Annotated in this window: 26 protein-coding genes and 1 riboswitch; of the genes, 8 read left to right on the forward strand and 18 right to left on the reverse strand. The window is 59.8% G+C overall.

The features are described from left to right. Positions 1-12: 12 nt before the first annotated feature. A riboswitch (cobalamin riboswitch) is annotated at positions 13-239 on the reverse strand. A gap of 166 nt (positions 240-405) precedes the next feature. Together EIY71_RS24340 and EIY71_RS24345 are read left to right on the forward strand one after the other, a co-directional pair. After that, the gene (locus tag EIY71_RS24340; RefSeq protein WP_039769816.1) at positions 406-990 is read left to right on the forward strand and encodes a hypothetical protein; all 585 of its coding nucleotides are present in this window, start codon (positions 406-408) and stop codon (positions 988-990) included. A 65-nt stretch (positions 991-1055) separates the two neighbouring features. Continuing rightward, positions 1056-2369, forward strand: a complete 1314-nt coding sequence (locus EIY71_RS24345; protein ID WP_129973566.1) for a sorbosone dehydrogenase family protein — start codon at positions 1056-1058, stop codon at positions 2367-2369. A 64-nt stretch (positions 2370-2433) separates the two neighbouring features. On the opposite strand, the gene EIY71_RS24350 is transcribed toward EIY71_RS24345, so the two are convergent. The 5 genes from EIY71_RS24350 to EIY71_RS24370 form a co-directional block, all read right to left on the reverse strand. Beyond that, positions 2434-2970 (reverse strand): C40 family peptidase, encoded by a 537-nt coding sequence (locus EIY71_RS24350; protein ID WP_102718423.1) that lies wholly within the window; start codon positions 2968-2970, stop codon positions 2434-2436. Positions 2971-3189: 219 nt separating this feature from the next. Further along, positions 3190-3810, reverse strand: coding sequence for a C40 family peptidase (locus tag EIY71_RS24355; protein ID WP_007950397.1), 621 nt, complete (start codon positions 3808-3810; stop codon positions 3190-3192). 214 nt (positions 3811-4024) lie between these two features. Next, positions 4025-4729: a DnaA regulatory inactivator Hda gene (gene hda / locus EIY71_RS24360; protein WP_007950396.1), complete on the reverse strand. Its 705-nt coding sequence runs from the start codon at positions 4727-4729 to the stop codon at positions 4025-4027. A 210-nt stretch (positions 4730-4939) separates the two neighbouring features. Then, on the reverse strand, positions 4940-6013 hold the full coding sequence (locus tag EIY71_RS24365) for an AI-2E family transporter (RefSeq protein WP_007950395.1): 1074 nt from the start codon (positions 6011-6013) through the stop codon (positions 4940-4942). Between the two features lie 35 nt (positions 6014-6048). Continuing rightward, the gene (locus EIY71_RS24370; RefSeq protein WP_134023452.1) at positions 6049-7107 is read right to left on the reverse strand and encodes a DUF2066 domain-containing protein; all 1059 of its coding nucleotides are present in this window, start codon (positions 7105-7107) and stop codon (positions 6049-6051) included. A 375-nt stretch (positions 7108-7482) separates the two neighbouring features. On the opposite strand from EIY71_RS24370, the gene purM reads away from it, so the two are divergent. From purM to EIY71_RS24385, 3 genes are read left to right on the forward strand one after another with little or no spacing between them, the layout of a single operon-like run. Continuing rightward, the gene (purM, locus tag EIY71_RS24375; RefSeq protein ID WP_007950393.1) at positions 7483-8541 is read left to right on the forward strand and encodes a phosphoribosylformylglycinamidine cyclo-ligase; all 1059 of its coding nucleotides are present in this window, start codon (positions 7483-7485) and stop codon (positions 8539-8541) included. Then, entirely contained in the window at positions 8541-9191 is a 651-nt protein-coding gene (purN, locus tag EIY71_RS24380; RefSeq protein ID WP_085608847.1) for a phosphoribosylglycinamide formyltransferase, read from the forward strand. The genes purM and purN overlap by 1 nt, the downstream gene beginning before the upstream one ends. Positions 9192-9199: 8 nt before the next feature. After that, the gene (locus tag EIY71_RS24385; RefSeq protein WP_085747072.1) at positions 9200-9913 is read left to right on the forward strand and encodes a DUF3108 domain-containing protein; all 714 of its coding nucleotides are present in this window, start codon (positions 9200-9202) and stop codon (positions 9911-9913) included. 54 nt (positions 9914-9967) lie between these two features. Here EIY71_RS24385 and EIY71_RS24390 read toward each other — a convergent pair whose 3' ends face one another. Beyond that, positions 9968-11593 carry a methyl-accepting chemotaxis protein gene (locus tag EIY71_RS24390; protein ID WP_134023454.1) on the reverse strand — a complete coding sequence of 542 codons (1626 nt, stop codon included), beginning with the start codon at positions 11591-11593 and terminating at the stop codon, positions 9968-9970. A 130-nt stretch (positions 11594-11723) separates the two neighbouring features. Next, entirely contained in the window at positions 11724-12761 is a 1038-nt protein-coding gene (locus EIY71_RS24395; RefSeq protein ID WP_371857341.1) for an amidohydrolase family protein, read from the reverse strand. Between the two features lie 147 nt (positions 12762-12908). On the opposite strand from EIY71_RS24395, the gene EIY71_RS24400 reads away from it, so the two are divergent. Both EIY71_RS24400 and EIY71_RS24405 read left to right on the forward strand, forming a co-directional pair. Next, the gene (locus tag EIY71_RS24400; RefSeq protein WP_039769799.1) at positions 12909-13325 is read left to right on the forward strand and encodes an OsmC family protein; all 417 of its coding nucleotides are present in this window, start codon (positions 12909-12911) and stop codon (positions 13323-13325) included. Positions 13326-13386: 61 nt separating this feature from the next. Beyond that, complete coding sequence (locus tag EIY71_RS24405; RefSeq protein WP_085747075.1) at positions 13387-14253, forward strand: pirin family protein; 867 nt, start codon at positions 13387-13389, stop codon at positions 14251-14253. Positions 14254-14454: 201 nt separating this feature from the next. On the opposite strand, the gene EIY71_RS24410 is transcribed toward EIY71_RS24405, so the two are convergent. The 4 genes from EIY71_RS24410 to EIY71_RS24425 form a co-directional block, all read right to left on the reverse strand. After that, entirely contained in the window at positions 14455-15183 is a 729-nt protein-coding gene (locus EIY71_RS24410) for a dienelactone hydrolase family protein (RefSeq protein ID WP_085747076.1), read from the reverse strand. 68 nt (positions 15184-15251) lie between these two features. Continuing rightward, positions 15252-17156, reverse strand: coding sequence for a molecular chaperone HtpG (htpG, locus tag EIY71_RS24415; RefSeq protein ID WP_166673448.1), 1905 nt, complete (start codon positions 17154-17156; stop codon positions 15252-15254). 81 nt (positions 17157-17237) lie between these two features. Then, the gene (locus EIY71_RS24420; protein WP_007959014.1) at positions 17238-17690 is read right to left on the reverse strand and encodes a PaaI family thioesterase; all 453 of its coding nucleotides are present in this window, start codon (positions 17688-17690) and stop codon (positions 17238-17240) included. Beyond that, complete coding sequence (locus tag EIY71_RS24425; RefSeq protein WP_085747077.1) at positions 17687-18163, reverse strand: PaaI family thioesterase; 477 nt, start codon at positions 18161-18163, stop codon at positions 17687-17689. The genes EIY71_RS24420 and EIY71_RS24425 overlap by 4 nt, the downstream gene beginning before the upstream one ends. A gap of 158 nt (positions 18164-18321) precedes the next feature. On the opposite strand from EIY71_RS24425, the gene EIY71_RS24430 reads away from it, so the two are divergent. Beyond that, entirely contained in the window at positions 18322-18558 is a 237-nt protein-coding gene (locus EIY71_RS24430) for a hypothetical protein (protein WP_102687970.1), read from the forward strand. A gap of 77 nt (positions 18559-18635) precedes the next feature. Here EIY71_RS24430 and EIY71_RS24435 read toward each other — a convergent pair whose 3' ends face one another. From EIY71_RS24435 to odhB, 7 genes are all read right to left on the reverse strand, one after another. Next, positions 18636-19037: an MAPEG family protein gene (locus tag EIY71_RS24435; RefSeq protein WP_134023456.1), complete on the reverse strand. Its 402-nt coding sequence runs from the start codon at positions 19035-19037 to the stop codon at positions 18636-18638. Continuing rightward, positions 19037-19774, reverse strand: coding sequence for a DUF599 domain-containing protein (locus EIY71_RS24440; RefSeq protein ID WP_085608854.1), 738 nt, complete (start codon positions 19772-19774; stop codon positions 19037-19039). The genes EIY71_RS24435 and EIY71_RS24440 overlap by 1 nt, the downstream gene beginning before the upstream one ends. Positions 19775-19925: 151 nt before the next feature. Then, positions 19926-21239 (reverse strand): branched-chain amino acid transport system II carrier protein, encoded by a 1314-nt coding sequence (brnQ, locus tag EIY71_RS24445; protein ID WP_007959023.1) that lies wholly within the window; start codon positions 21237-21239, stop codon positions 19926-19928. Positions 21240-21568: 329 nt separating this feature from the next. Further along, a complete protein-coding gene (gene sucD, locus EIY71_RS24450) occupies positions 21569-22453 on the reverse strand; it encodes a succinate--CoA ligase subunit alpha (protein ID WP_007959025.1) in 885 nt (294 codons plus the stop codon). Further along, positions 22453-23619, reverse strand: coding sequence for an ADP-forming succinate--CoA ligase subunit beta (sucC, locus tag EIY71_RS24455; RefSeq protein WP_007959029.1), 1167 nt, complete (start codon positions 23617-23619; stop codon positions 22453-22455). The genes sucD and sucC overlap by 1 nt, the downstream gene beginning before the upstream one ends. Positions 23620-23818: 199 nt before the next feature. Beyond that, positions 23819-25255: a dihydrolipoyl dehydrogenase gene (gene lpdA / locus EIY71_RS24460; protein ID WP_085682946.1), complete on the reverse strand. Its 1437-nt coding sequence runs from the start codon at positions 25253-25255 to the stop codon at positions 23819-23821. Between the two features lie 98 nt (positions 25256-25353). Continuing rightward, positions 25354-26574 carry a 2-oxoglutarate dehydrogenase complex dihydrolipoyllysine-residue succinyltransferase gene (gene odhB / locus EIY71_RS24465; RefSeq protein WP_007959031.1) on the reverse strand — a complete coding sequence of 407 codons (1221 nt, stop codon included), beginning with the start codon at positions 26572-26574 and terminating at the stop codon, positions 25354-25356. Positions 26575-26597 lie beyond the last annotated feature (23 nt).

The raw sequence follows: 26597 nt of genomic DNA on the forward strand, positions 1-26597 counted from the left end.
TCGCCCACCGTGATGCCGCTGGATGGATCAGGCCGGTCTCCGGGCTCATGAGCGGCGTTGGCCTGGCTGCGCGCCTTCCCGCTTTTACGCAGTGGCATCAGACGCAGCTTTTACTCATTTACCGTTGCGGGGGCAGCGCCGGGATCGTGAGGGTTCATCGTTTGAAGACCCGCCTCACCGGCTTCCCTGTTTCACTCTGTCGACATGCGCCACAGAGCACCTGAAACAAGCCGCGAAGGTTAGAGGGTTGGGGGTGGAGCGTCAATTGAAGAGGGGCTTGTGCGGCGAATAACTGCCGCCGATCAATTAACTGACGCCAATCTTGTGCCACACTGACAGCAGTGATATCAAAGAGCCATGCTTTTTGACTGCAGAGAGCACATCACAATAACAAGGGAGAGCACCATGCAAGGCATGATCATCAGCAATCCGCGGCTGGAATTCCTGCGCCCGGTGCTGGAACGCTGGTTTGACTGTATCGACCGCTACAACGCCGTGCGCGGCGACAACGACACGCCCTACTGGCATGACGAAAAAGCCAACCTCGGCCTGCTGTCGGCCGCTGCGTGGATGGCCGAACTGGTCACCCTGCGCGACACCGCCACCCGCAAACAAAACGAAGAAGGCGAGCGCAATGCCCGCGCCGACCTGTTTATCGCTGGCGCCGAGGATCGCGCCTTCATTCAGGCCACCCAACGCTGGCCACGCGTCACCAGCCTGAATCTGACGCAGGCCCTGGCGGATATCACCAGCGACGCCAAGCGCATCAGCTACGCCAGCGACCTGAAACTCGGTTGTCTGTTCGTCGCCCCGCAAAAGGCCCAGCACAGCGCCAGCCCGGAAGAGTTGCAGGACATGGTCGACGACCTGCAAAAGGAACACACCTGCGCCGTCGCCTGGTACTTCCCTTACGCCTACCGCAAATTGCGCAGCGAAGCCGGCAACTATCACCCCGGCATTGCCGTGCTGTTCAAGGAAGCCCGCGGCTGAGGGTTGAACCATCGGGCTTGTGCGCTTCTCTATGTTTAGGAATGCATTCATAGGGAAGATCAGCAATGCGCAAGCCCCAGTTCGTTTTCGTCATCATGATCGCCGGAGGGCTCGCCGCCTGTGGTGAATCCTCCAGCCTGCAAGTCTCCGACGGCACCGGTCCGTCACCGAAACTGCCCGAACCGAACAAGACCCTGATCCCGACGGTGAACATCGCCCCGGCCATTGGCTGGCCGGCCGGCGCGAAGCCGACGGCAGCGGCAGGCACGCAGGTGGCAGCCTTTGCGGAAAATCTCGACCACCCACGCTGGCTGTATGTACTACCGAATGGCGACGTGCTGGTGGCGGAAACCAACGCCCCGCCCAAACCCGACGACAGCAAAGGCATTCGTGGCTGGGTGATGAAAAAAGTCATGGGGCGTGCCGGTGCCGGCGTGCCCAGTCCGAACCGCATCACCCTGCTGCGCGATGCCGATCATGACGGCGTGGCCGAAACCCGCACGGTGTTCCTGCAGAACCTCAACTCACCATTCGGCATGACCCTGGTCGGCAACGATCTGTACGTGGCCGATACCGATCGCCTGCTGCGATTCAACTACGAGCCCGGCGCGACCGAAATCAAGAGCCAGCCGATCAAGGTCGTGGATCTGCCGGGCGGGACGCTCAACCATCACTGGACCAAGAACGTCATCGCCAGCAAGGACGGCAGCAAGCTGTACGTGACGGTCGGCTCGAACAGCAACGTCGGCGAAAACGGCCTCGATCAGGAAGAAGGCCGCGCGGCGATCTGGGAAGTGGATCGCGCCACCGGCAATCACCGAATCTTCGCCTCGGGCATCCGCAACCCCAACGGCCTGGCCTGGGAGCCGCAAACCGGCGCACTGTGGACCGCCGTGAACGAGCGCGACGAAATCGGCAGCGACCTGGTGCCGGACTACATCACGTCGGTCAAGGACGGTGGCTTCTATGGCTGGCCGTTCAGCTACTACGGCCAGCACATCGACGTGCGCGTGGAACCACAGCGGCCGGACATGGTGGCCAAGGCCATCGCTCCGGACTACGCCGTCGGCCCGCACACCGCATCACTGGGCCTGACCTTCGCCGAGGGCAATCGCTTGCCGGCACAGTTCAAGGAAGGCGCATTCATCGGCCAGCACGGCTCGTGGAACCGCAAGCCGCATAGCGGTTACAAGGTGATCTTTGTGCCGTTTGCCGCCGGCAAGCCGAGCGGAACGCCAGTGGACGTGCTGACAGGTTTCCTCGACAAGGACGAGAACGCTTTGGGTCGCCCGGTCGGCGTAGTGATCGACCAACAAGGTGGATTGCTGGTAGCCGATGACGTGGGTAACAAGGTGTGGCGGGTGTCAGCGACCCGCTAGTGTGTTGCCGGCATAAAAAACCCGTGGGAGCCATTCAGCTCCCACGGGTTTTTATGTATCTGGGTTACGGGTTATGCGCCAGATGCTCTGGCTGCAAAACGCGCTTGGCGCTCAGATAGGCTTTCTGCCAATACGCCTTCGACAGGCTGTCCAGCTTAACCGTGCCGCCGGTGGCCGGCGCATGAACGAAGCGCCCTTCCCCGACGTAGATCCCCGCATGACTAACCTGAGAGCCGCCATTGGTGGCGAAGAAGATCAGATCGCCGGTTTGCAGCCCTTCCTTGCCGACGTTCGGCGCCTGCATGACGATCATCTCGCGGGTCGAACGCGGCAGGCTGATGCCTGCGGCATCGCGGTAGACGAAACCGATCAGACCGCTGCAATCGAAGCCCGAATCCGGGGTATTACCACCCCAACGATAAGGTGTGCCCACCAGCCCGAGCGCGCGGAACAGCACGTCTTCGGCAGCGGGTGAAAAGGTCTGGGAGGATCCGAACACGATCGGAGCACGAACCACCGGCGCAGGTGGTGGAGTGCGGCTGGCGCAGCCGCTGAGCAGCGCGGCGAAGAACATCAAGGCAAAGCGGGCCGACATCGTCATATGCAGAACATCCTGATCTGGCTGAGGCTTTGACTGCCGATTCGACAGAAAACAAAACCGCCTGCGTTGGGACGCAGGCGGTTTGCCATCAATATAGATCAGGATTCTAGCGGCTACGCGGCAAACTTCAAGTAAGACTTTAACTTCACCTTGTAAAGTTTAAGTCTATTGCCTCGGAAGGGCTGCTTTGTCGCCACGAGCGTGGCGACAATCGAGTGATTACTTGCGAGCGGTAACCACGGTTGGAGCGTTCGCCAAAGCGCGTTTGGCTTCGATGAAGGTCTTGCTCCAGTAGCTGTCGCCCAGGCTGTCGATGCGAACACCGCCGCTGCGACGGGAGCTGGAATGGATGAACTGGTTGTCGCCCAGGTAGATCCCGGCGTGGCTTACACGACCGCGACGACCATTGGTGGCGAAGAACAGCAGGTCGCCCGGCTCGAGGTTGCTGCGCGAAACCAGCGGCGCATCCACGTTGATCATTTCGCGGGTAGAGCGCGGCAGATTCATGCCGGCTTCTTCGCGGAACAGGTAGCCGATGAAACCGCTGCAATCGAAACCGGCTTCAGAGGTACCGCCGAAACGGTAACGGGTACCGATCAGGGACATGCCGCGTTCGAGGATGCTGTCGGCCAGAACCGGAAGCTGGTAAGGCTTCTTGCCGTTGAAGTCGGCGAGTTCTTTTTCGGTGTCCAGCTCTTCCTGGTAAATAACGGAAGACTGGGCGGTGGCAGAATTTTTAGCCTGTTGTTGCTGCTCTTGATTAACAGGTGAATGAGCAGCGCAACCGAACAACAGGGTGACGAGTGCGAGAGGCACGAGGGGTGCGAAGCGCTTTAGCATGGGCACGACCGTGGCTGATAGTTGTAAAGAAGCCGAGACTATGCCCGCTATCAGCCTCATTTGCAAATTCAATCGATCTTTTTGTGACTTCCCGGTTTCTCGTTAACATCTAAGCGCTTAAGCCTATTTGAATCGAGACGCGGCCTGTGCAACCCACAGGAAAGCGGGTTTTCTGGCGCCTGAAATATGCCGAAACCGGCTGAAAGCCCCGGTTTTACCAGCCCAGGGTTTCTTTCAGGAAAGGAATGGTCAGCTTGCGCTGAGCCTGCAGAGAAGCCTGATCGAGCTGCTCCAGCAGATCAAAAAGCGCGCTCATGCTGCGGGTACCGCGAGTCAAAATAAAATGCCCGACTTCGTCGGTCAGGTGCAGACCGCGACGGGATGCGCGCAATTGCAGGGCACGTAATTTGTCTTCATCGGAGAGAGGACGCATCTGGAAGATCAGCGCCAGGGTCAGGCGTGATTTCAGGTCGGCGAGTTTGATCGGCAGTTCACGCGGTGAAGTGGATGCGGCGATCAGCAGACGCCGACCGCTGTCGCGCAAACGGTTGAACAAATGAAACATCGCCTCTTCCCAGTCCGCCTTGCCGGCAATCACCTGCAAGTCATCCAGACAGACCAGTTCGTACTGTTCGAGGTTGTCGAGAATTTCGATGCCGCGATCCATCAACTCGGCCAGCGGCAGGTACACCGCCGGTTCCCCCATCTGCTCGAAGCGCAGGCACGCGGCCTGCAACAGATGCGTGCGCCCTACCCCGTGCTTGCCCCACAGATAGATCAGGCTTTCGGTCCAGCCGGCGTCGGCTTCGCATAGACGCTCGACATAGCCGAGTGCAGCGGCATTGGCGCCTGGGTAGTAGTTGATGAAGGTGGCGTCGTCACGCAGACGCACACCTAGGGGCAGCTGAATCGGTTTCATGCTGACTGAACAGTTCCCAAGGAACCGTTAGTGGCCTCTGTGTAAAGTGAGCGAAGTTTATACCCGTGAAGCGGAGCGCACAATGCGACAGACCCCAAGCAAAATCAAAGGTTTGCGTTAACGTGCTGGTTTTATGACAGTTTCTTTGGCGCCATGGCCTGCAGGAGACGGGCCAACCCGTCAATCCACCGGGCAGCCCGCGCGTCACGATTACAACTCCGGCTCATCCACCCCGCTATAGATGTCGGAATCCTTGTACAGATCGTGAACGTGTCGCACCAGCACCATGATCACCGCCGCCACCGGCAATGCCAGCAGCACACCGGTGAAGCCGAACAGCTCGCCACCGGCCAGAATCGCGAAGATCACCGCCACCGGATGCAGACCGATCCGGTCCCCCACCAGCAACGGCGTCAGCACCATGCCTTCCAGCGCCTGACCGACCATGAACACCGCGACGATTCCGATCATCGGATACAGATCGCCACCGAACTGGAACAACCCGGCAATCAGCGCGGCGCCAATACCGATCACGAACCCCATGTACGGAACGATCGCCGCCAGCCCTGCAATCAGACCGATCAACAGACCCAGTTCCAACCCGACAATCATCAGGCCGGCCGCATAGATCACACCCAAGGCCAGCATCACCAGCAACTGCCCGCGCACGAACGCGCCCAGCACTTCATGGCACTCACCCGCCAGCGCCACCACGCGCTCTTCGCGATCACGGGGCAACAGGCCGCGGATCTTGGCCATCATCACGTCCCAGTCGCGCAGCAGGTAAAAGCTCACCACCGGGATCAGCACCAGATTCGCCAGCCAGCCGATCAGCGCCAGGCTCGAAGCCGTCGCCTGACTCAGCACTACACCGACGATGTCGGTGGTCTGGCCCATGTGTTCGCTGATCGCGGCCTTGACCTTGTCGAACTTCCAGAAGCCGTCCGACAGCCCCAGCTTCGATTGCGCCCACGGCACGGCGGTGTGTTGCAACCAGTCGAGCATTTGCGGCGCCAGCTCATAGAGCCGCAGCAATTGCTTGGCGAGCATCGGCACCAGCACCAGCAACAGCGCGGTGACGATCAGGGTGAACAAGGCGAACACCGTGATCACACCCCAGGTGCGGGACAACCCCAGGCGCTCCAGACGATCAACGAGCGGATCGAACAGATACGCGAGCAACAGCGCCACCAGAAACGGCGTGAGGATCGGATGCAGCAACCAGACAAACGCGCAAAGCAGGAGCACCCCACCGAGCCAGAACCAACGCCGCGTATCGGCCATGTAACACTCCATTGCTTATATATAAGAAAGAAAACCTACCAGCGGAACCGCAAGGACGGCGCCACCGGTGTCGGCGTCGGCGCAGCAACTGGCGGCGCCCCGGCGACCGCAGGCTGAGGCGCAGCGACCGGAGCCGGCGCCTCGGCCGGAAGTTCCTGCAACTTCGCCAGCGACAATTGCGCTCGCAATTGATCGGCACTGCCGTTGACCCGATAGAGGATGCGATCGGCATCGACACTCTGCAGACGCACGCCGAACGGTTCGAGTAACCGCAGCAGCGCCGCGTAGTGCTCCAGATTCATGCCCTGCACTTCCAGGGTCTGCTGGCCGGACGCGCCGGGCTTGGCTACAAAGCGTGGCGCCAGACGTTCGGTGACCGCCAGCATCACCGCATCGGCCACCGCGGCCTGATCCGCGCCCTGCACGTTGCCAGCCTCTTTTTTGTCGCCCAGCCACAATTGCCATTTGGCCTGCCATTGCCCACCGTCTTCGCGGGCATGCACGGCGAGCAAGGCGTCAGCGTTGTAGCGCTCGGAAGCGCTGCGCAGCGGCGCCGGGTCGGCACCTTCGAGCGTTGGTGCCGTGGCGACCAATTGCTCACTCAAGTCCGCCAACGGCAGACGCAAAGGCAATCCACGGTGCTGGGCCGCGCGGCGCAACGGTGCGGCACTGGCCTGACCGTCACCCACCAGACTCGAACCCTCGGTCGAATCGTTCAGCCACCAGCTCAGGATCGAGGGCCGGTTGGCACCCCACAGCGCCAGCCCGGCGCGGCGCAACGCCTGCTCGGTGGTTCCCGGATCGAAATCGACTTTCAGCACTTCCGGCGGCCCAGCATCGAAACCGAACTGACTGATGATCTGCTGCGGATCCTTGCGAACCGGCGCCAGCCCCGGGTTCTGCGGGGCTTTCGGGTCGCCGGTCAGCCGCAGCACCAGCGTATCCAGCGCAGCCTGGGTCGCGCGATCACGCTCCTCCGGCGACTGACCCGTGACCGGTTCGCGCACCTGATAAAGACCTTTGAGATTTTCGGCCTGGCTCGCCAGGCTGATCAGAGACAAGCCACCTACTAACAGCCATTTACAAAAACGCATGGAGAATTCCCGTCGACAAGAGCGGCTGGAACAGGCCGCGTGCACCGTTGTGGCAAGCCTGTGACCACAGGCCGTCGCAAAACATTCACACGCGGTCGGTAAGTTTTTGCACAGTCCTAACGATAGACGGTTCCTTATACAGGCACCCGTGATGTCGCCCACAGCGTCAATTGCAAAATTTTTCCACCGATATGCCCCTGCCCGTCGGCGTGAGGATGGCCGCTGCCCCTCAAGCCTGATAAAATCGCGCGCCTTCGCAGACCGGCAACAGCCGGGCACCCCGAACTTCGCGTGAGGCAATCGCCCCTGTCGGATTCGGCGTTCCCGCTGAACTCGGTCGTTACCCCTGAATCCCCTCCCCTAAAGGCCTGGATCATGAGCAAGCAACCCTCCCTGAGCTACAAGGACGCCGGTGTAGACATCGACGCCGGTGAAGCATTGGTCGAACGCATCAAGAGCGTCGCCAAGCGCACTGCGCGCCCGGAAGTCATGGGCGGCCTGGGCGGTTTCGGCGCCCTCTGCGAGATCCCGGCCGGTTACAAACAGCCGGTGCTGGTTTCCGGTACTGACGGCGTGGGCACCAAGCTGCGCCTGGCGCTTAACCTGAACAAGCACGACAGCATCGGCCAGGACCTGGTCGCCATGTGCGTCAACGATCTGGTGGTGTGCGGCGCCGAGCCGCTGTTCTTCCTCGACTACTACGCCACCGGCAAGCTGAACGTCGACGTGGCCGCCACTGTGGTCACCGGTATCGGTGCAGGCTGCGAACTGGCTGGCTGCTCGCTGGTCGGCGGCGAAACCGCTGAAATGCCTGGCATGTACGAAGGCGAAGACTACGACCTGGCCGGTTTCTGCGTCGGTGTCGTGGAAAAAGCCGAAATCATCGACGGCTCGAAAGTCGCCACCGGTGACGCCCTGATCGCCCTGCCATCGTCCGGTCCGCACTCCAACGGCTACTCGCTGATCCGCAAGATCATCGAAGTGTCCGGTGCCGACATCGAAACCGTTCAGCTCGACGGCAAGCCACTGACCGAACTGCTGATGGCCCCGACCCGCATCTACGTGAAGCCGCTGCTCAAGCTGATCAAGGACACCGGCGCCGTCAAGGCCATGGCCCACATCACCGGTGGCGGCCTGCTGGACAACATCCCGCGCGTTCTGCCAAAAGGCGCTCAAGCCGTGGTTGACGTGGCCAGCTGGAACCGCCCGGCCGTCTTCGACTGGCTGCAAGAGAAAGGCAACGTCGACGAAACCGAAATGCACCGCGTGCTGAACTGCGGCGTGGGCATGGTGATCTGCGTGGCTCAGGAACACGTTGAAGTGGCCCTGAACACCCTGCGTGACGCCGGCGAGCAGCCTTGGGTCATCGGTCAGATCGCTGTCGCTGCCGAAGGCGCGGCTCAGGTCGAACTGAAGAACCTCAAGGCTCACTGATGTCCCAGACCTGTGATGTCGTGGTGCTGTTGTCCGGCACCGGCAGTAACTTGCAGGCCCTGATCGACAGCACGCGGACCGGCGACAGCCCGGTCCGCATCGCTGCGGTGATTTCCAACCGCGCCGACGCCTACGGCCTGCAACGCGCCAGTGACGCGGGTATCGCCACCCGCTCGCTGGATCACAAGGGATTCGAGGGCCGCGAGGCCTTCGATACCGCGCTGATCGAACTGATCGACGAATTCAACCCCAAACTCGTGGTACTGGCCGGCTTCATGCGCATTCTCAGCGCTGACTTCGTCCGTCACTACCAGGGTCGCCTGCTCAACATCCACCCGTCGCTGCTACCCAAATACAAAGGGTTACACACGCATCAGCGCGCGCTGGAAGCCGGCGACGCCGAACACGGCTGCTCCGTGCACTTCGTCACCGAGGAACTCGATGGCGGACCACTGGTCGTACAGGCAGTAATACCGGTAGAGTTGCACGATTCGCCGCAAAGTCTGGCGCAACGGGTTCACGTTCAGGAACACCTGATCTACCCGATGGCCGTACGCTGGTTCGCCGAAGGACGGCTGAGCCTCGGCGAGCAAGGTGCTTTACTGGATGGCCAGCTACTCGGGGCCAGCGGTCACTTGATTCGAAACTAGGAGATTTTATGCGTCGCGCCCTGCTCTTCGCTTGCGCTCTGCTCGCCCTGCCTTTTGCCCAGGCGGCAGACCTTCAACCGTTCTCCGCCAGCTACACCGCAGACTGGAAGCAGTTGCCCATGAGCGGCACTGCAGAACGCAGTCTGACCAAGGAGGCCAACGGCGTCTGGAAGCTCAGCTTCAAGGCCTCGATGATGATTGCCAGCCTGTCCGAGGAAAGCACCCTCACCCTGGACAAGGACACCCTGCTGCCACAGTCCTACCACTTCGAACGCGGTGGTCTGGGCAAGGCGAAAAAGGCTGACCTGGACTTCGACTGGGCCAACAAGCTGGTGACCGGCACCGACCGCGGCGACGCGGTGAAAATCCCGCTCAACCGCGGCATGGTCGACAAATCCACCTATCAACTGGCGCTGCAGCATGACGTGGCCGCCGGCAAGAAAAGCATGAGCTATCAGGTGGTCGATGATGGTGAAGTCGATACCTACGACTTCCGCGTGCTGGGTTCGGAGAAAGTCGAAACCAAGGCTGGCCAGATCGATGCGATCAAGGTCGAGCGCGTCCGCGATCCGACACAAAGCAAGCGCATCACTGTCCTGTGGTTCGCCAAGGACTGGGATTACCTGCTGGTTCGCCTGCAACAGGTCGAAACCGACGGCAAGGAGTACAACATCATGCTCCTCGACGGCACGGTCAACGGCAAGACGGTCAAAGGCAGCTGATTCAACGAAAAGCCCCGCAAACGCGGGGCTTTTTTTTCGCCTGTCGAACGCTGATCAAACCGAGAACTTGGCGACCATGCTGTTCAGGTCCACCGCCAGCCGCGACAACTCCTGACTCGCGGCGCTGGTCTGATTGGCCCCGGCCGAGGTCTGCATCGCCAGGTCACGAATGTTCATCAGGTTGCGATCGACTTCCCGCGCCACGGCCGCCTGCTCTTCCGACGCACTGGCGATCACCAGGTTGCGCTCGTTGATCAAGGTGAACGCCGAAGCAATTTCCTCCAGCGCCACGCCAGCCGCCTTCGCCAACTCCAGGGTCGAGCGCGCCCGAACGTTGCTCTGTTGCATCGAGCTGACCGCCGAATCGGTGCCCTGCTGGATGCCGCCGATCATCTGTTCGATCTCCTGCGTCGATTGCTGAGTGCGATGGGCCAGCGCCCGCACCTCGTCCGCCACCACCGCAAAACCCCGCCCGGCATCCCCCGCCCGCGCAGCCTCGATCGCCGCGTTCAACGCCAGCAGATTAGTCTGTTCGGCAATCGAGCGGATCACATCCAGCACCTTGCTGATGCTGTAGACCTTCTGCGCCAGATCTTCCACCTGCGTGGCATTCGCCGTGACATCGTCCGCCAGCAACTCGATGGACGATACCGTCTGCTGGACCTGCTCGCGACCATGCTGGGCAATGCGATCAGACTCACGGGAAGCCTCGGAAGTCGCGACGGCATTGCTCGCCACCTCCTCCACCGCGGCGGTCATCTGATTGACCGCCGTGGCCGCCTGTTCAATTTCCAGACTCTGCTGGTGCAGCCCTCGCGTGGCGTCTTCGGTGACGCAGCTCAACTCCTCCGAGGCCGAAGCCAGTTGACTGGAGGACTCCGAGATCCGGCGGATGGTGTCACGCAGGTTGTGCTGCATGCTCTTGAGCGCGTGCAGCAGCCGCGCCGGCTCGTCCTTGCCGGAAATGCTGATATCCCCGGTCAGATCGCCGCCGGCCACCACTTCCGCCACATTGAGCGATTGCGACAGCGGCAGCACGATGCTGCGGGTCAGCAATAACGCCAGCGCGATGGTAATCAGCGCAGTGATGCCGATCATCACCCCGACCCACACCCGCGAGCTGGTGAACACCAGCCGTGCGGCCTCTGTGGCGAGGTTGGCGTTGTGCTTGTTCAGTTCGACCAATTCACGCAGGGTCACTGCAATCTCATCCGCCAGCGGACTCATCTGCCCGTTGAGAATGGCGGCCGCCTCCTCCACTCGTCCCTGAGCAGATAACGTCATCACCTGCGCCTGAAACTCCAGGTACTTGTGTTCGGCAACCTTGAAGCGGTCGAACAGCGCGCGCTCTTCGGGCAATACGATCAGGATGTCGTAACGTTGTTGGGCTTCGCTCAGCACACCGCGCAGATCATTGAGCTTGGCCACATTCTGATCCAGCGCCTGCGGATCGCGATTAAGCAACAGGCGCATGGTCAGCGCACGCAGGCGCAACATGTCCTGGCTCATCTCGCCCACCGCCATCACGCTGGGCAGCCAGTTATTGTCGACCTCGTCGGATTGCGCGCGCATGTTCGACATCTGCAGCAGGGCAAACGCGCCAAGGGCAAACACCATCAGCGCCAGTACGCCAAAACCCAGCCCGGCTCGGGGCGCAATATTGAGACTACGGATACTCATTGCTCTGGTTCCTTCCAAAAGCGCTGCATCAACCCTGCAGCTGGTTGCTCTAGAAGGTATCGGCCCTTTGGAAAATTGCGTAAGACCAAAACGTGATATCAAAAGGCCTTAATACTTCGAACCTGGAGCATTAACGATTCAGCGCGGTTTTGCCGGACTTGAGCGCTGTTCGCGGCAATATCCCCAGGAAGTTGTCCCGTGCGACTTTTTTCGCGACCGCCTCAGGCAAGGCGTCGAGAAACGGCTTGAAACCATGGATTTCCTTGCCGAGTTTGTTGAATCGCCCGACCACGTCCGAACCGATCATGAAGCGATCCGGATAGCGCTCCACCAATTGCACCCACTCGGCTCGCGGCTGGCTCTTTTCGTCCAGCAGATAAGGCGTCAGCAGGCTCCACGACAGATCGATGAACAGGTTCGGATACGCCTCCAGCATTCGGGTAAGGGTCGGCAGCAGAAAATCCAGCTGCGTCTGATGACGATGGATTTCAGCACTGGTGCCGGCATGCGCCCAGATAAACCGGGTGTGCGGATGATTACGCAGCGGCTCTTCGATTTCCTTCAGGTACAGCGGATTCTTCTCACGCTTGGAGGTGATGTTGGAATGCAGCATCACCGGCAGATCGTGCTCGGCGGCCAGGTGATAGATGCGGGTCATGGCTTCGTTATTGGCACGCGGCGTATCGCCGGAGGTCAGTGCGGTGAGGTCGTCGTGACGGGTGAAGACCTCGCCGATGCCCTGCCACAAGCCGGGATACAGATCGAGCATGCGCTGGATGTGCGTGGCGGAGTTCTTGTCGTTGGGGTTGAAGCCTGAAAGAAACGGGTGAAAGTACTGGCGTTGCTCAGGTGTCAGCTTCTGCACCGCGTCGGCGACGATCACGTCAGTCGCGCTGTACCAATAGGCATCGGCATCATCGCCAGCGTAATAACGCGGGCGCTTCGGCTCGTCTTCGTGCCATTTCTTCGCCACGGGAATGCCGGAAATCATCACGTGCTCGATGGAGTTTTCCTTCATGGCCGTCAGCAATTTCGGCATGCCGGCGGTTTCCTGGAAAAAATCCACGTAATGCAGGTGCGCGTCACTGTAGGTGTATTCCCGGGCACTGGCGGCGCCGGTGAAAGCCATCAGGCAGGCAAGGCTCAAACGAAACACGGACACAAGCATTCTCCGGCAGACAGGCATAGCCTAGACCCTCGCCGGGCAATGAGGGTTCACCCGGCAAGAAAGTGGAACGTGCCTGTGTGGGAAATGCTCTATACCTGCAAGGTCTTTTTTGATCGAATCCCTTTTCCTACAGCTTGCGAGGTTCACATGACCGTTACCGTCAATACCGTGTCCGCCGAAGGTTTTCGCCACACCGTACAGATCGATGAGCATGAGCTGTTTACAGACGTCCCGACGACCGCCGGCGGCGAAGGCTCGGCTCCGGAGCCGCACGATTACTTCGACGCCGCCCTCGGCGCCTGCAAGGCTCTGACCCTGAAGCTGTACGCGAAGAAAAAGGACATCCCGCTGACCGGCGTCGGCGTTGAGGTCAAACGCGACAACAGCCAGGAACAGAAAGGCAAGTACGCGCTGCACGTGACCCTCACCCTCAAAGGCGTGCTCACCGATGCCCAGCGCGAAGAACTGCTGCGCGTCGCCGATCGCTGCCCGATCCACAAGCTGATGACCACCAGCGAAGTCACCATCGAAACCCACGCGCCAGTCGGCTTCGACAGTCAGTAATCACCACGACGACACCGGCGGGTTATGCTCCACGCATCACCCGCCCAGCCTGGAATGGACCATGGACACCCAACCCCTGATCATCCGCCCGCGCGCCGAAGACGTCGAGGGCCAGCCGATCTTGCGCCCGCTGCCGTCAGCCAAATGCCGCAGCGTCGGGCCTTTCGTGTTTTTCGACCACATGCTCGAAACGGTTTATCCGGCGGGCAAAGGCATGAACATCCGACAGCATCCGCACATCGGTCTGTCGACCCTTACGTATTTGTTCGACGGGCAGATCCAGCACAAGGACAGCCTGGGTTCGGATCAGGTGGTCAGCGCCGGCGATGTCAGCTGGATGACCGCCGGCACGGCGATCGCTCACGTCGAGCGCACGCCCGAACCGCTGTGGGAGCAAAGCTTCAAGATGCACGGCCTGCAAATCTGGCTCGCCTCGCCCAAGGATCACGAACAAGGCCCGGGGCATTACAGCCACCACCCGGCCTCGACCTTGCCGGTCAGCGATAACCTCGGCGTGCAGATCCGCATGATCGCCGGGTCAGGCTTTTGCCTGGAATCGCCGGTGCCGGTGCTTTCTCCTACGCTGTATGCCGAATTGAAGATGCAAACCGCGACCACACTGCTGATCCCGACCGAGCATGAAGAGCGGGCGCTGTACGTGTTGAGTGGTGATGTGCAGCTGAATGGCGAAGCGGTCGAACCCCATGCACTGGTGGTGTTGCCGACCGGGGAAGAGATGAGCCTGTTTGCCGAGAGCGACAGCCACGCGGTGTTGTTCGGCGGTGCGCCACTGGACGGGCCACGGAGGATCAACTGGAATTTTGTCGCGAGCGATCCGGCGGCGATCGATGAAGCGCGGCGCAAGTGGGCGGCCGGGGATTGGCCGACCGTGCCGGGGGAAGTCGAGCGGATTGAATTACCGCGTTAAACCGCCTGCCCTCACCCCAGCCCTCTCCCAGGAGGAGAGGGAGCCGACCGAGGTGTCTTATGTCATACATCGACCTGAAACACCGAGTCGATTATGGATTCGGTGATTCACTTTCAGGTCGATGCAACTCTCGAGAAACTTACGGTCAGTCCCCTCTCCCTCTGGGAGAGGGTTAGGGTGAGGGGCTTTTGCTCTTAGGCTTCAGCCCTTGAACACTTCTTCCAGCAAGTCATGCATCGACTTGAACGCACGCGCTGCGGTCTTCGCGTCGTACATCATCTTGCCCGGCACATTGGCGTGCGGATCGGTGAACGAGTGCACCGCGCCGCCGTAGCTCAGCAACTGCCAGTCCACACCAGCAGCGTTCATCTCGTCTTCGAATGCCGGCAACTGCTCTTTCGGCACCAGCGGATCGGAAGCACCGTGCAGCACCAGCACCGAGCCCTTGATGTTCTTCGCGTCCGCCGGGTTCGGCGAATCCAGCGTGCCGTGGAACGACACCGCCGCTTTCACCGGCGCACCGGTGCGGGCCAGATCCAGCGCACAGCAACCGCCGAAGCAGAAGCCGAACACCGCCAGTTTCGAGGTATCGACCGCCGCCTCGCCCTGCTTCTGCAATTGTTCGAACGCGGCCTGCATACGCTTGCGCAGCAGCGCGCGGTCGTCCTTCAGCGGCATCATCGCCGCACCGGCCTGATCGGCATTCTGCGGACGCACCGCCTGGCCGTACACGTCAGCGATCAGCACCACATAACCCTTGGCCGCCACCGATTTGGCGATCTCTTCAGCGCCAGCGCTGACACCCATCCAGTTCGGCGCCATCAACAGACCCGGACGCGCGCCTTTGTGCTCGGCGTCGAACGCCAGGCGACCTTCATAAGGCTGGCCGTCGATCTGATAGACCACGGAACGTACAGTGACTTGGCTCATTTCTGACTCCTGATTGGTTGAACACCAGAATGAAAAAACCCGCCGAAGCGGGTTTTTCTACAGTTTGATCAAGCGGACAGCTCGACCAGCAGCTTGTTCAGGCGGCTCACGTAAGCGGCCGGGTCTTTCAAGCTGTCGCCAGCCGCCAGCGCGGCCTGGTCGAAGAGGATGTGCGACAGGTCGCTGAAGCGATCTTCGCTGGCCTCGTTGTCGAGCTTCTCGATCAGCGGGTGGCTCGGGTTGAATTCGAAGATCGGCTTCGAATCCGGCACCTTTTGCCCGCTGGCTTCGAGGATCTGACGCATTTGCAGACCCAGGTCCTGCTCGCCGATGGCCAGAATGGCTGGCGAATCGGTCAGGCGATGGGAAACCCGGACTTCGGCAACGGAATCGCCCAGTGCGGTTTTCAGACGCTCGACCAGACCTTCTTTCGACTTGGCGACTTCTTCTGCGGCCTTCTTGTCCTCTTCCGAGTCCAGGTTGCCCAGGTCCAGGTCACCGCGCGCGACGTCGACAAACGTCTTGCCGTCGAATTCGCTGAGGTAGCTCATCAGCCACTCGTCGATACGGTCGGTCAGCAGCAGCACTTCGATGCCTTTCTTGCGGAAGACTTCCAGGTGCGGGCTGTTCTTGACCTGCGCGTAGGTTTCGCCGGTGAGGTAGTAGATCTTGTCCTGACCTTCCTTGGCGCGCGCCAGGTACTCGGCCAGACCGACGATCTGCTCGCCATCGGTGCCGTTGGTCGATGCGAAACGCAGCAGACCGGCAATTTTTTCCTTGTTGGCGAAATCTTCTGCCGGGCCTTCTTTCATGACCTGACCGAAGTTTTTCCAGAAGCCCTTGTATTGCTCAGGCTCGTTCTTCGCCAGTTTTTCCAGCATGTCCAGAACACGCTTGGTCAGCGCCGATTTCATCGAGTCGATGATCGGGTCTTTCTGCAGGATTTCCCGCGACACGTTCAGCGACAGGTCGTTGGAATCGACCACGCCTTTGATGAAGCGCAGGTACAGCGGCAGGAACGACTCGGCCTGATCCATCACGAACACGCGCTGCACGTACAGCTTCAGGCCTTTCGGCGCTTCACGCTGGTACAGATCGAACGGTGCGCGGGCCGGCACATACAGCAGCGAGCTGTACTCGAGCTTGCCTTCGACCTTGTTGTGGCTCCACGACAGCGGATTTTCGAAGTCGTGGGCGATGTGTTTGTAGAACTCCTGGTATTCCTCGTCCTTCACTTCGGTGCGAGGACGGGTCCACAGAGCGCTGGCGCGGTTGACGGTTTCCCATTCAACTCCAGGCTTCTCTTCGCCTTCGGTAGCGGCCACTTCTTTCGGCAGCTCGATCGGCAGCGCGATGTGGTCGGAGTACTTCTTGATGATGTTGCGCAGACGCCAGCCATCGGCGAACTCGTCTTCACCGGATTTCAGGTGCAGAACGATGCGGGTGCCGCGCTCCGGCTTGTCGATGGTGGCGACTTCGAATTCGCCCTCGCCTTTCGACGACCAGTGCACGCCTTCGCTGGCGGCGGTGCCGGCGCGACGGCTGTACACGTCAACTTTGTCAGCGACGATGAAGGCCGAGTAGAAGCCCACACCGAACTGACCGATCAGGTGCGAATCCTTCTTCTGATCGCCGGACAGGTTTTTCATGAAATCGGCGGTGCCGGATTTGGCGATGGTACCCAGGTGGGTGATCACATCGTCACGGTTCATGCCGATGCCGTTGTCTTCGAGGGTGACGGTCTTGGCGTCCTTGTCGAAGCTCACACGGATTTTCAGTTCATCGCCACCTTCAAGCAACTCAGGCTTGGCCAGGGCTTCGAAGCGCAATTTGTCGACGGCGTCAGAGGCGTTCGAGATCAATTCGCGAAGGAAGATTTCCTTGTTGGAATACAGCGAATGGATCATGAGGTGCAGCAGTTGCTTCACCTCGGTCTGGAAGCCCAGGGTTTCCTTTTGAGTTTCCACACTCATGGTCATCAAACTCCAATCAGATGGCATTGGCCGCGACCTTGCTGGTCGGCGGCGGGTTGTTCTGTGAGTTGGGGGCGTGCTTCAGGATTTCAAGGGCTCATCGATTTTGAAGTGCGCGCGGGCAGTGGCAATCGGTTCGCTTTCGGTGCTTTGCCACGCCGTGACCGCGACGTTGGCCACCCGCCGGCCCTGACGGCAGACCTGACACCGGGCCCAGGTGTCGCGAAACTGCCCGGCCCGCAGGTAATCGAGGGAGAAATCGATAATCTTCGGCACACCCGGCGCGCCGGTGAAAATCAGCAGGTGCAGGGCCGCAGACAGCTCCATGAACCCGGCAATCACCCCGCCGTGGATCGCCGGCAATAAAGGGTTACCAATGTTGTCCTTGTTGGCCGGCAACTTGAACAGTAAATCATCACCGACTCGCGAGCACTCGACGCCGATAAGTCCGGCGTAGGGGATCAGTTTCAGCAGCGGCGCGTAGTCACCCTTCTCGTGCGCTTCTTGCAATTGCTGCTTGAAATCATCGCTCATGGGTTTTCTCCCTTGATCGCGCCACCGAAGCCTTTGGTGCCTTTGAGGCCCTTGCCCATGCGCATGAAGGTGCCGACGACGTGGGCAATCGGTTGCTCGGGATCATCCTGATAGGCGAAGCCGCGAGCGAAGATCACATCGGTGGTGACTCGATAACATTGGGCGAAGCCATACACGTCTTTATGCGGCTCGGCGGCGTGCATGTAGTCGATGCGCAGATCGAGGGTCGGGCAGACTTCGAATTCCGGCAGCACGCACAGGGTCGACATGCCGCAAGCGGTGTCCATCAATGACGTGATCGCTCCGCCGTGGATGACGCCAGTCAGCGGGTTGCCAACGATTTGCTCACTGTAAGGCAGCACCACCGTCAGGCCTTCGCTACTTGCGCTGTGCACCTTCAATCCCAGCACCTGACAATGGCGCAAGGCCGAGAGAAACCGTGTCGCACGCTCAAAAACGGGGTTTTCGGCCATTTGATAATTACTCTTGTTAGTCGCCATTCCCAGTAGTGGAAAGAACAGCAAAAGTTCCATTGCAAAACAAACTTATATATCTGAAAGAAATGAGGAACTTAAGCCTTGGGCCTGAGCTCTTAAGGCCAGTAGTTATTTTCCATAAGGAGAAACACCCCATGCGTAAGACTTTAGCTATTGCCTTGATGTTGACCGCTTCCCTCGGTCTCGCTGCCTGCGATAAAAAATCCGAGGACAAAGCTCAAGATGCCAACCAACATGCTGAACAAGCTCAGCAAGACATGAACAAAGCTCAGGAAAAAGTGAACGACGCAGCGAAAGAAAACGCCGAAGCTGCCAAAGCTCAGGCCGAATCGAACGCTGCAGCGCAAGAAGAAGCTGCCAAGAAGCAATAAGCCGCTTCTCGATGGCAAAAAAGAACACCCGCCAAGTGCGGGTTTTCTTTTGCCTGTCATTTTTTGCCAATGCTGCCTTAGAGCAAGACAGTTCTAAAAGTCGGACTAATCATCAGCAACAATGAACACACTAAGCCGACCAGCCAGACCAGACTGCGCAGCGTGGGAATATCCGCCAGGTAGAACCACAAATAGAAAATCCGTGAGATCACGAAGATGATCGCCGATGTATCGATCAGCCATCCCGCCGTCTGCGTGGTATGCGCCATCAGCACGCCAACGGCAAACAGGATGAAGGCTTCGATGCTGTTCTGATGTGCCGCCAGCGCCCGGGCCCCGTAACCGGTGAGTTGCGCCTGTTGCTGACGCGGCAGATGGTTGTTGTAACCACCCTGCTCTTTCATGGCCTTGCCGACCGGCATCCGCGCCACGTAGATCAACAATGCACTGATAAACACACACCAGAACGGAATACTCATCAAGCAGCCTCTTTGTTCGCTTCGGGCAATGGCGCCTCTGTAGGGGTATAGACCATTACATCGAGCACGTCGGAATGAAACTCCCGGCGATACAACACCAGCACCACGCCTGCGCTCATCAACATGAACAGCCACGGGCTGACGAACCACGCCAGCATGCTCATGCCGAAGTAATAGGAACGCAGACCGAAGTTGAACTGGTTGGCCGCCATCGAAATCACTCGAGCCGCCCGCGAGGCGAACGCCTTGCGCTCCTGCTCCGAGACTTGCCGCTCACCGATCATCGGGGCCGAGCCGACCAGAATGGCGGCGAAGTTGTATTGGCGCATGCACCAGCTGAAGGTGAAGAAGGCGTAGACGAACACCAGCGCCAGGCACAGCAACTTGATCTCCGACATGCCTTGGGAGGCCTGTTGCACCATCGGAATGTCCGCCAGCAGCGACACCGCGCGCTCGGACGCGCCAAGCACGGTCAGGATGCCCGCCAGGATAATCAGCGTGCTGGAGGCAAAGAACGAGGCGTTGCGCTCGAGGTTGCCGATCACGCTGGCGTCGGCGATGCGGTTGTCGCGCAGCAGCATGCGGCGCATCCAGTCTTCGCGGTACAGGTGCAGCACGCTGGCTAGGCACGCGGTGTCACGGGCCTTCCAGGTGGCATAGCGGGTGTAACCGCCCCAGCAGATGACAAACCAGAGCGCGGCCAGCAGATGGATCAGGTTGGCTTGGATGAACGACATGCAATTCCCTGTGATGAAGATTTCGGCTCCCCTTCGACGTTAGTCGAGGGAAAAAGACACTGCCTGAAGCCCATAAAAAATGCCCCGTATCGATTGATACGGGGCATTTCTGTTTAATCGCTCGGGAGCCGCTTGTGGCGGCCCGGCAATCTTAGGCGAGTGCTTCGGCGCGTTTGCCCAGCAGGCGGTCGCAAACCACAGCAACCACCAGGGTCATCACGCACGGCACCAGCCACGCCAGACCTTGCTCGCTCAGCGGCAGGTGGGCCAGTTGCGATGGCATCCAGTCCGCCAGACCGGCGCCTTTCAACGCATCGATGGTGCCAAACACGAACGACACCAGCATCACCGGGCCCATGATACGGCTCTGCTCATGCCAGAACGCAGCGCAGAAGCTCAGGGCCACCAGCACGATGCACGGCGGGTAGATCGCGGTCAGCACCGGGATCGAGAACGCGATCAGCTTGGTCAGGCCCAGGTTGGACACCAGCAGCGAGAACGCCGCGAGGATGATCACCAGGGTCTTGTACGACAGCGGCAGTACGCGGCTGAAGTATTCGGCACAGGCGCAGGTCAGGCCGACAGCGGTCACCAGGCAAGCCAGGGAAATCAGCACAGCGAGGAAGCCACTGCCCAGCGAACCGAAGGTGTGTTGCACGTAAGCGTGCAGCACCGCCGCGCCGTTGGTCGCGCCCGCCGCCACTTCATGGCTGCCGGAACCCAGACGAAACAGGCTGACATACACCAGCGCCAGACCGACGCCGGCAATCAGCCCGGCGATGATCGCGTAACGGGTGATCAGTGCTGGCGACTCTACGCCACGGGAGCGGATCGCGTTGACGATGACGATGCCGAACACCAGTGCGCCCAGGGTATCCATGGTCAGGTAACCATTGATGAAGCCTTGGGAGAACGGTGCCGCAACGTATTCCGGAGTGGCCACGCCGATGTCACCGGCCGGCAGTGCGAACGCGGCGATGCCGAGCACGGCCAGGGCGATGATCTTCAGCGGCGCGAGGAAACGACCGACGGTGTCCAGCAGACGCCCAGGGTAGAGCGAGATGAAGAACACCAGCAGGAAGTACACCGAACTGTAGAGGAACAGTGCCAGCGGGCTCTCGCCGGTCAACGGCGCCAGACCCACTTCAAAGGAAACGGTCGCGGTACGCGGGGTGGCGAACAGCGGGCCGACTGCCAGGTAGCAAGCCGCTGCCAGTACGCCGCCAGCGATCTTGCCGATCGGGCTGCTCAGGGCGTCCATGGCGCCACCGACCTTGGCCAGTGCGACCACGGTGACCACCGGCAAACCGACCGCCGTGATCAGGAAGCCCAGCGCCGCCATCCAGACGTTTGGCCCGGACTGCAAACCGACGATAGGCGGGAAGATGATGTTGCCGGCCCCGACGAACAGGGCGAATGTCATAAAGCCAAGTGCCAGGATGTCCTGACCTTTCAAAACTTTCATTAAGGAAATACCACACTACTGAATCGGAATTTAGAGGGGGATTTCCCTGTGGGGTTAGGGAAATGCTGTCAATCCGTATAAGACTGACCCGTTTAGCGCGTTGCATGCCTTGTGGGCGGCAGACGCAAAAATGGCTGCTAGCCTAACGAATTTGCCTGACAAACGCACTGTTAGAGGGCGAACTATCCGATACGCGACGTTTCTGTGTCGCGTTTTTGCATGTTATTGGGTGAGTGCTTATAAATTGCCATCGTCCACCCGAACGCCAGAAACGACAAAGGCCACCCGAAGGTGGCCTTTGTTGCTGGAGCAGAGAAGTCAGCCGAAGCTTACTTCTTCACTTCCCAGCCAGTCAGCTCGGCCAGGGCCTTGCCGATGTCTGCCAGCGAACGCACGGTTTTCACGCCTGCGTCTTGCAGAGCAGCGAACTTCTCGTCTGCAGTGCCTTTGCCGCCGGAGATGATTGCGCCAGCATGGCCCATGCGCTTGCCCGGAGGAGCAGTCACACCAGCGATGTAGGAAACAACCGGCTTGGTCACGTGTGCCTTGATGTAGGCAGCCGCTTCTTCTTCAGCCGAACCGCCGATCTCGCCGATCATTACGATCGCTTCGGTCTTCGGGTCTTCCTGGAACAGCTTCAGGATGTCGATGAAGTTCGAACCCGGGATCGGGTCACCGCCGATGCCGACGCAAGTCGACTGACCGAAACCGGCGTCAGTAGTCTGCTTCACAGCTTCGTAGGTCAGGGTGCCGGAACGGGAAACGATACCGACCTTGCCTGGCAAGTGAATGTGACCTGGCATGATGCCGATCTTGCATTCGCCTGGGGTGATCACGCCTGGGCAGTTAGGGCCGATCAGGGTAACACCCAGTTCGTCGCACTTAACTTTGGCGTCCAGCATGTCCAGGGTAGGAATGCCTTCGGTGATGCAGACGATCAGCTTGATGCCGCCGAAAGCAGCTTCCAGGATCGAGTCCTTGCAGAAAGGAGCCGGAACGTAGATGACGCTGGCGGTGGCGCCAGTGGCTTCTACAGCTTCTTTCACGGTGTTGAACACAGGCAGGTTCAGGTGAGTGGTGCCACCTTTGCCTGGAGTCACGCCGCCAACCATTTTGGTGCCGTAGGCAATGGCTTGCTCGGAGTGGAAAGTACCCTGCGCACCGGTGAAGCCCTGGCAGATTACTTTGGTGTCTTTATTGATCAGGACGCTCATTACTTGCCCTCCGCAGCTTTAACGACTTGTTGAGCAGCGTCGGTCAGGCTGGTAGCAGCGATGATGTTCAAACCGCTTTCTGCCAGTACTTTAGCGCCCAGTTCAGCGTTGTTGCCTTCAAGACGAACAACAACCGGGATTTTCACGCCGACTTCTTTCACTGCACCGATGATGCCTTCGGCAATCATGTCGCAACGAACGATGCCGCCGAAGATGTTAACCAGTACTGCAGCGACATTGCTGTCGGACAGAATGATTTTGAAAGCTTCGGTTACGCGTTCTTTGGTAGCACCACCGCCTACGTCGAGGAAGTTGGCTGGCTTGCCGCCGTGCAGGTTGACGATGTCCATGGTACCCATGGCCAGGCCGGCACCGTTCACCATGCAGCCGATGTTGCCTTCCAGCGCTACGTAGTTCAGTTCGAACTTGGCAGCGTGCGCTTCGCGCGGATCGTCCTGCGACGGATCGTGGAAAGTCTTCAGCTTAGGCTGACGGTACATTGCGTTGGCGTCGATGTTGATCTTGGCGTCCAGGCAGTGCAGATCGCCGTCAGCCTTGATCACCAGCGGGTTCACTTCCAGCAGAGCCAGGTCGTGATCCTTGAACAGCTTGGCCAGACCTACGAAGATCTTGGCGAACTGAGCAACCTGCTTGCCTTCCAGACCCAGCTGGAATGCCAGCTCGCGACCCTGGAATGGCTGAGCGCCAACCAGTGGATCGATAGTGGCTTTCAGAATTTTTTCTGGAGTGTCGTGAGCGATTTTCTCGATGTCCACGCCACCTTCGGTGGAGGCCATGAACACGATGCGACGGCTCGAACGGTCAACGACAGCGCCCAGGTACAGCTCTTTAGCGATATCAGTGCACGATTCAACCAGGATCTTGGTGACTGGCTGGCCGTTGGCGTCAGTCTGGTAAGTCACCAGACGCTTGCCCAGCCACTGCTGTGCGAAGGCTTTGGCGTCTTCTTTGCTGCGAACCAGCTTGACGCCGCCCGCTTTACCGCGACCACCGGCGTGAACCTGGGCTTTGACAACCCACTCGTTGCCGCCGATTTTGTCGCAAGCTTCTGCTGCTGCTTCCGGGGTGTCTACTGCGAAACCAGTGGAAACTGGCAGGCCGTATTCAGCGAACAGCTGCTTACCCTGATACTCGTGAAGATTCATGCTTTTTACCGTCTTCGTTAGGTACTGCGCATTCGGCGCTGCGCTCTTTATGAGTGCCGCGCCACCTGTGACTGCTGCTTGCGTAGCCTTTCCGGATACCCGGTGCAGCTACGCAAGGCTGCGTCCAGCGGACATTCCGCGGTGAGTCTTGCACGCAAGGCTCACGACGGGCCGTACCGCCGTGGTTTCTTATTGTGTCTTAACGCTTCTTGCGGTTGGCAATGTGGATGGCGCCGCCATTCACTGCCAAAGCTGCTTCGTGCAAGGCTTCAGACAGGGTCGGATGGGAGAAAACCATCATGCCCAGGTCTTCAGCGCTGGTGCCGAATTCCATACCGATCGCGCCCTGCTGAACCAGTTCTGCAGCGCTCGGGCCAATCACGTGCACGCCCAATACGCGGTCAGTCTTGGCATCGGCGATGACCTTGACGAAACCACCGGTATCGTTGGCGGCCATGGCACGGCCGGATGCTGCGAACGGGAAGGTGCCGACGTTAACTTCAACGCCTTCAGCTTTCAAGGCCTGCTCGGTTTTACCGACCCATGCGATTTCCGGGTGAGTATAAATAACCGAAGGGATCAGGTCATAGTTCATCTGGGCCTTGTGGCCTTTGATGCGCTCTACAACCATGATGCCCTCTTCCGAGGCCTTGTGAGCCAGCATCATGCCGCGAACCACGTCACCGATGGCGTAAACGCCCGGTACGGTGGTGGCGCAGTGATCGTCAACGTGCACGAAACCGCGCTCGTCCAGGGTCACGCCGCTGTCGGCAGCCAGCAGATCAGTGGTCACCGGACGGCGACCAACGGCTACGATCAGCTTGTCGAAAGTGATGGTCTGTTCGCCGTTGGCGTCGGTGTAGTTCACAACGACTTCGTCGCCGTTCACTTTCGAGCCGGTTACGCGAGCGCCCAGTTTGATGTCCAGACCCTGTTTGGTCAGGGTTTTCAGCGCTTCCTTGGAAACAGCGGTGTCCGCTGCCATCAGGAAGGTGTCCAGTGCTTCCAGGACAGTTACTTCTGCACCCAGACGCGACCAGACCGAACCCAGTTCCAGACCGATCACGCCAGCACCGATCACGCCCAGACGCTTGGGTACGGTCTGGAATTCCAGTGCGCCAGTCGAATCGACGATGACTTTCTGATCGACCGGAGCCGGTGGAATGTCGATCGGACGCGAGCCTGGAGCCAGGATGACGTTTTCGGCTTCGATGACTTCAACCGAGCCGTCCGGCTTGGTGACTTCGACTTTCTTGCCAGCCAGCAGTTTGCCGTGGCCCTGGATCGAAGTTACGCCGTTGGCCTTGAACAGGGTGGCAACACCGCCGGTCAGGTTCTTGACGATGCCAGCCTTGCGGCCAACCATCGCAGCGACGTCCATTTTGACTTCGCCGGTCGAGATACCGTGGACATTGAAGCTTTCTTTCGCTTCCTTGTATTTCCAGGAGCTGTCCAGCAGCGCCTTGGAAGGAATGCAGCCTACGTTCAGGCAGGTGCCGCCCAGGGCTTGCTTGCCTTCAGCATCGGTGTACTTCTCGATGCAGGCAGTGCTCAGGCCGAGTTGCGCGGCCTTGATGGCAGCCACGTAGCCGCCAGGGCCCGCACCGATCACTACTACGTCAAATTTCTGCGACATTCAAAAAATCCTCTTTAGCGAAAAGCTTCAAGCCGCGCGCTGCAAGCCAGGCTGCGTTTTCCCCGCAGCTTGAAGCTTGCAGCGCGTGACTGCTTCTATCAGATATCCAGCAACAGACGAGCCGGATCTTCCAGCAGGTTCTTGATGGTCACCAGGAAGGTTACAGCTTCTTTGCCATCGATCAGACGGTGATCGTAGGACAGTGCCAGGTACATCATCGGACGGATCACGACCTGACCGTTGATGGCCATCGGACGCTGGATGATGTTGTGCATGCCCAGAATCGCTGCCTGCGGCGGGTTGACGATCGGGGTCGACATCATCGAACCGAAGGTACCACCGTTGGTGATGGTGAAGGTGCCGCCGGTCATTTCGTCCATCGACAGTTTGCCGTCACGGGCTTTCTTGCCGAAGGTGGCGATGCCGCCTTCGATTTCAGCCAGGCTCATGTGTTCGGCGTTACGCAGAACCGGAACCACCAGGCCACGGTCGCTGGAAACAGCGACGCCGATGTCGGCATAACCGTGGTAAACGATGTCGTTGCCGTCGATCGAAGCGTTGACCGCCGGGAAGCGTTTCAGCGCTTCGGTGGCAGCCTTCACGAAGAACGACATGAAGCCCAGGCGTACGCCGTTGTGGGACTTCTCGAACAGGTCCTTGTACTTCGAACGCAGGGCCATGACTTCGGTCATGTCGACTTCGTTGAAAGTGGTCAGCATCGCCATGTTCGATTGAGCTTCAACCAGACGCTTGGCAACGGTGGCACGAACGCGGGTCATCGGAACGCGCTTCTCGATGCGGTCGCCAGCGGCGAACACAGGAGCGGCGGCGGCCGGAGCAGCAGCCTTGGCAGGCGCAGCAGCCGGAGCGGCTTTCTTGGCAGCAACGGCTGCAACCACGTCTTCCTTGGTCACGCGACCGCCTTTGCCGGTGCCGGCAACGGAAGCGATGTTGATGCCGTTCTCTTCAGCCAGCTTGCGCGCGGCAGGAGCGGCGATCGGGTCGTCTTCGCCATCGGCGGCTGGAGCAGCGGCAGCAGCGGCCGGAGCAGCAGCGGCAGCCGGGGCGGCAGCAGCAGCGCCGCCTTCAACGATGGAGCCCAGCACTTCGTCGGACAGGACGGTTTCGCCCTCGCCCTTGACGATTGCGCCCAGCACGCCGTCGGCGGTAGCCAGCACTTCCAGTACGACTTTGTCGGTTTCGATGTCGACGATCAGTTCGTCACGCTTGACGGCGTCGCCCGGTTGTTTGTGCCAGGTGGCAACGGTGCCATCGGCAACCGATTCCGGGAAAGTGGGGGCTTTGATCTCGATAGCCATTATCTGTGGTTCCTTAAATTCGG

The organism is Pseudomonas sp. CH235 (assembly GCF_004368175.1).
Taxonomy (GTDB): domain Bacteria; phylum Pseudomonadota; class Gammaproteobacteria; order Pseudomonadales; family Pseudomonadaceae; genus Aquipseudomonas; species Aquipseudomonas paraglycinae.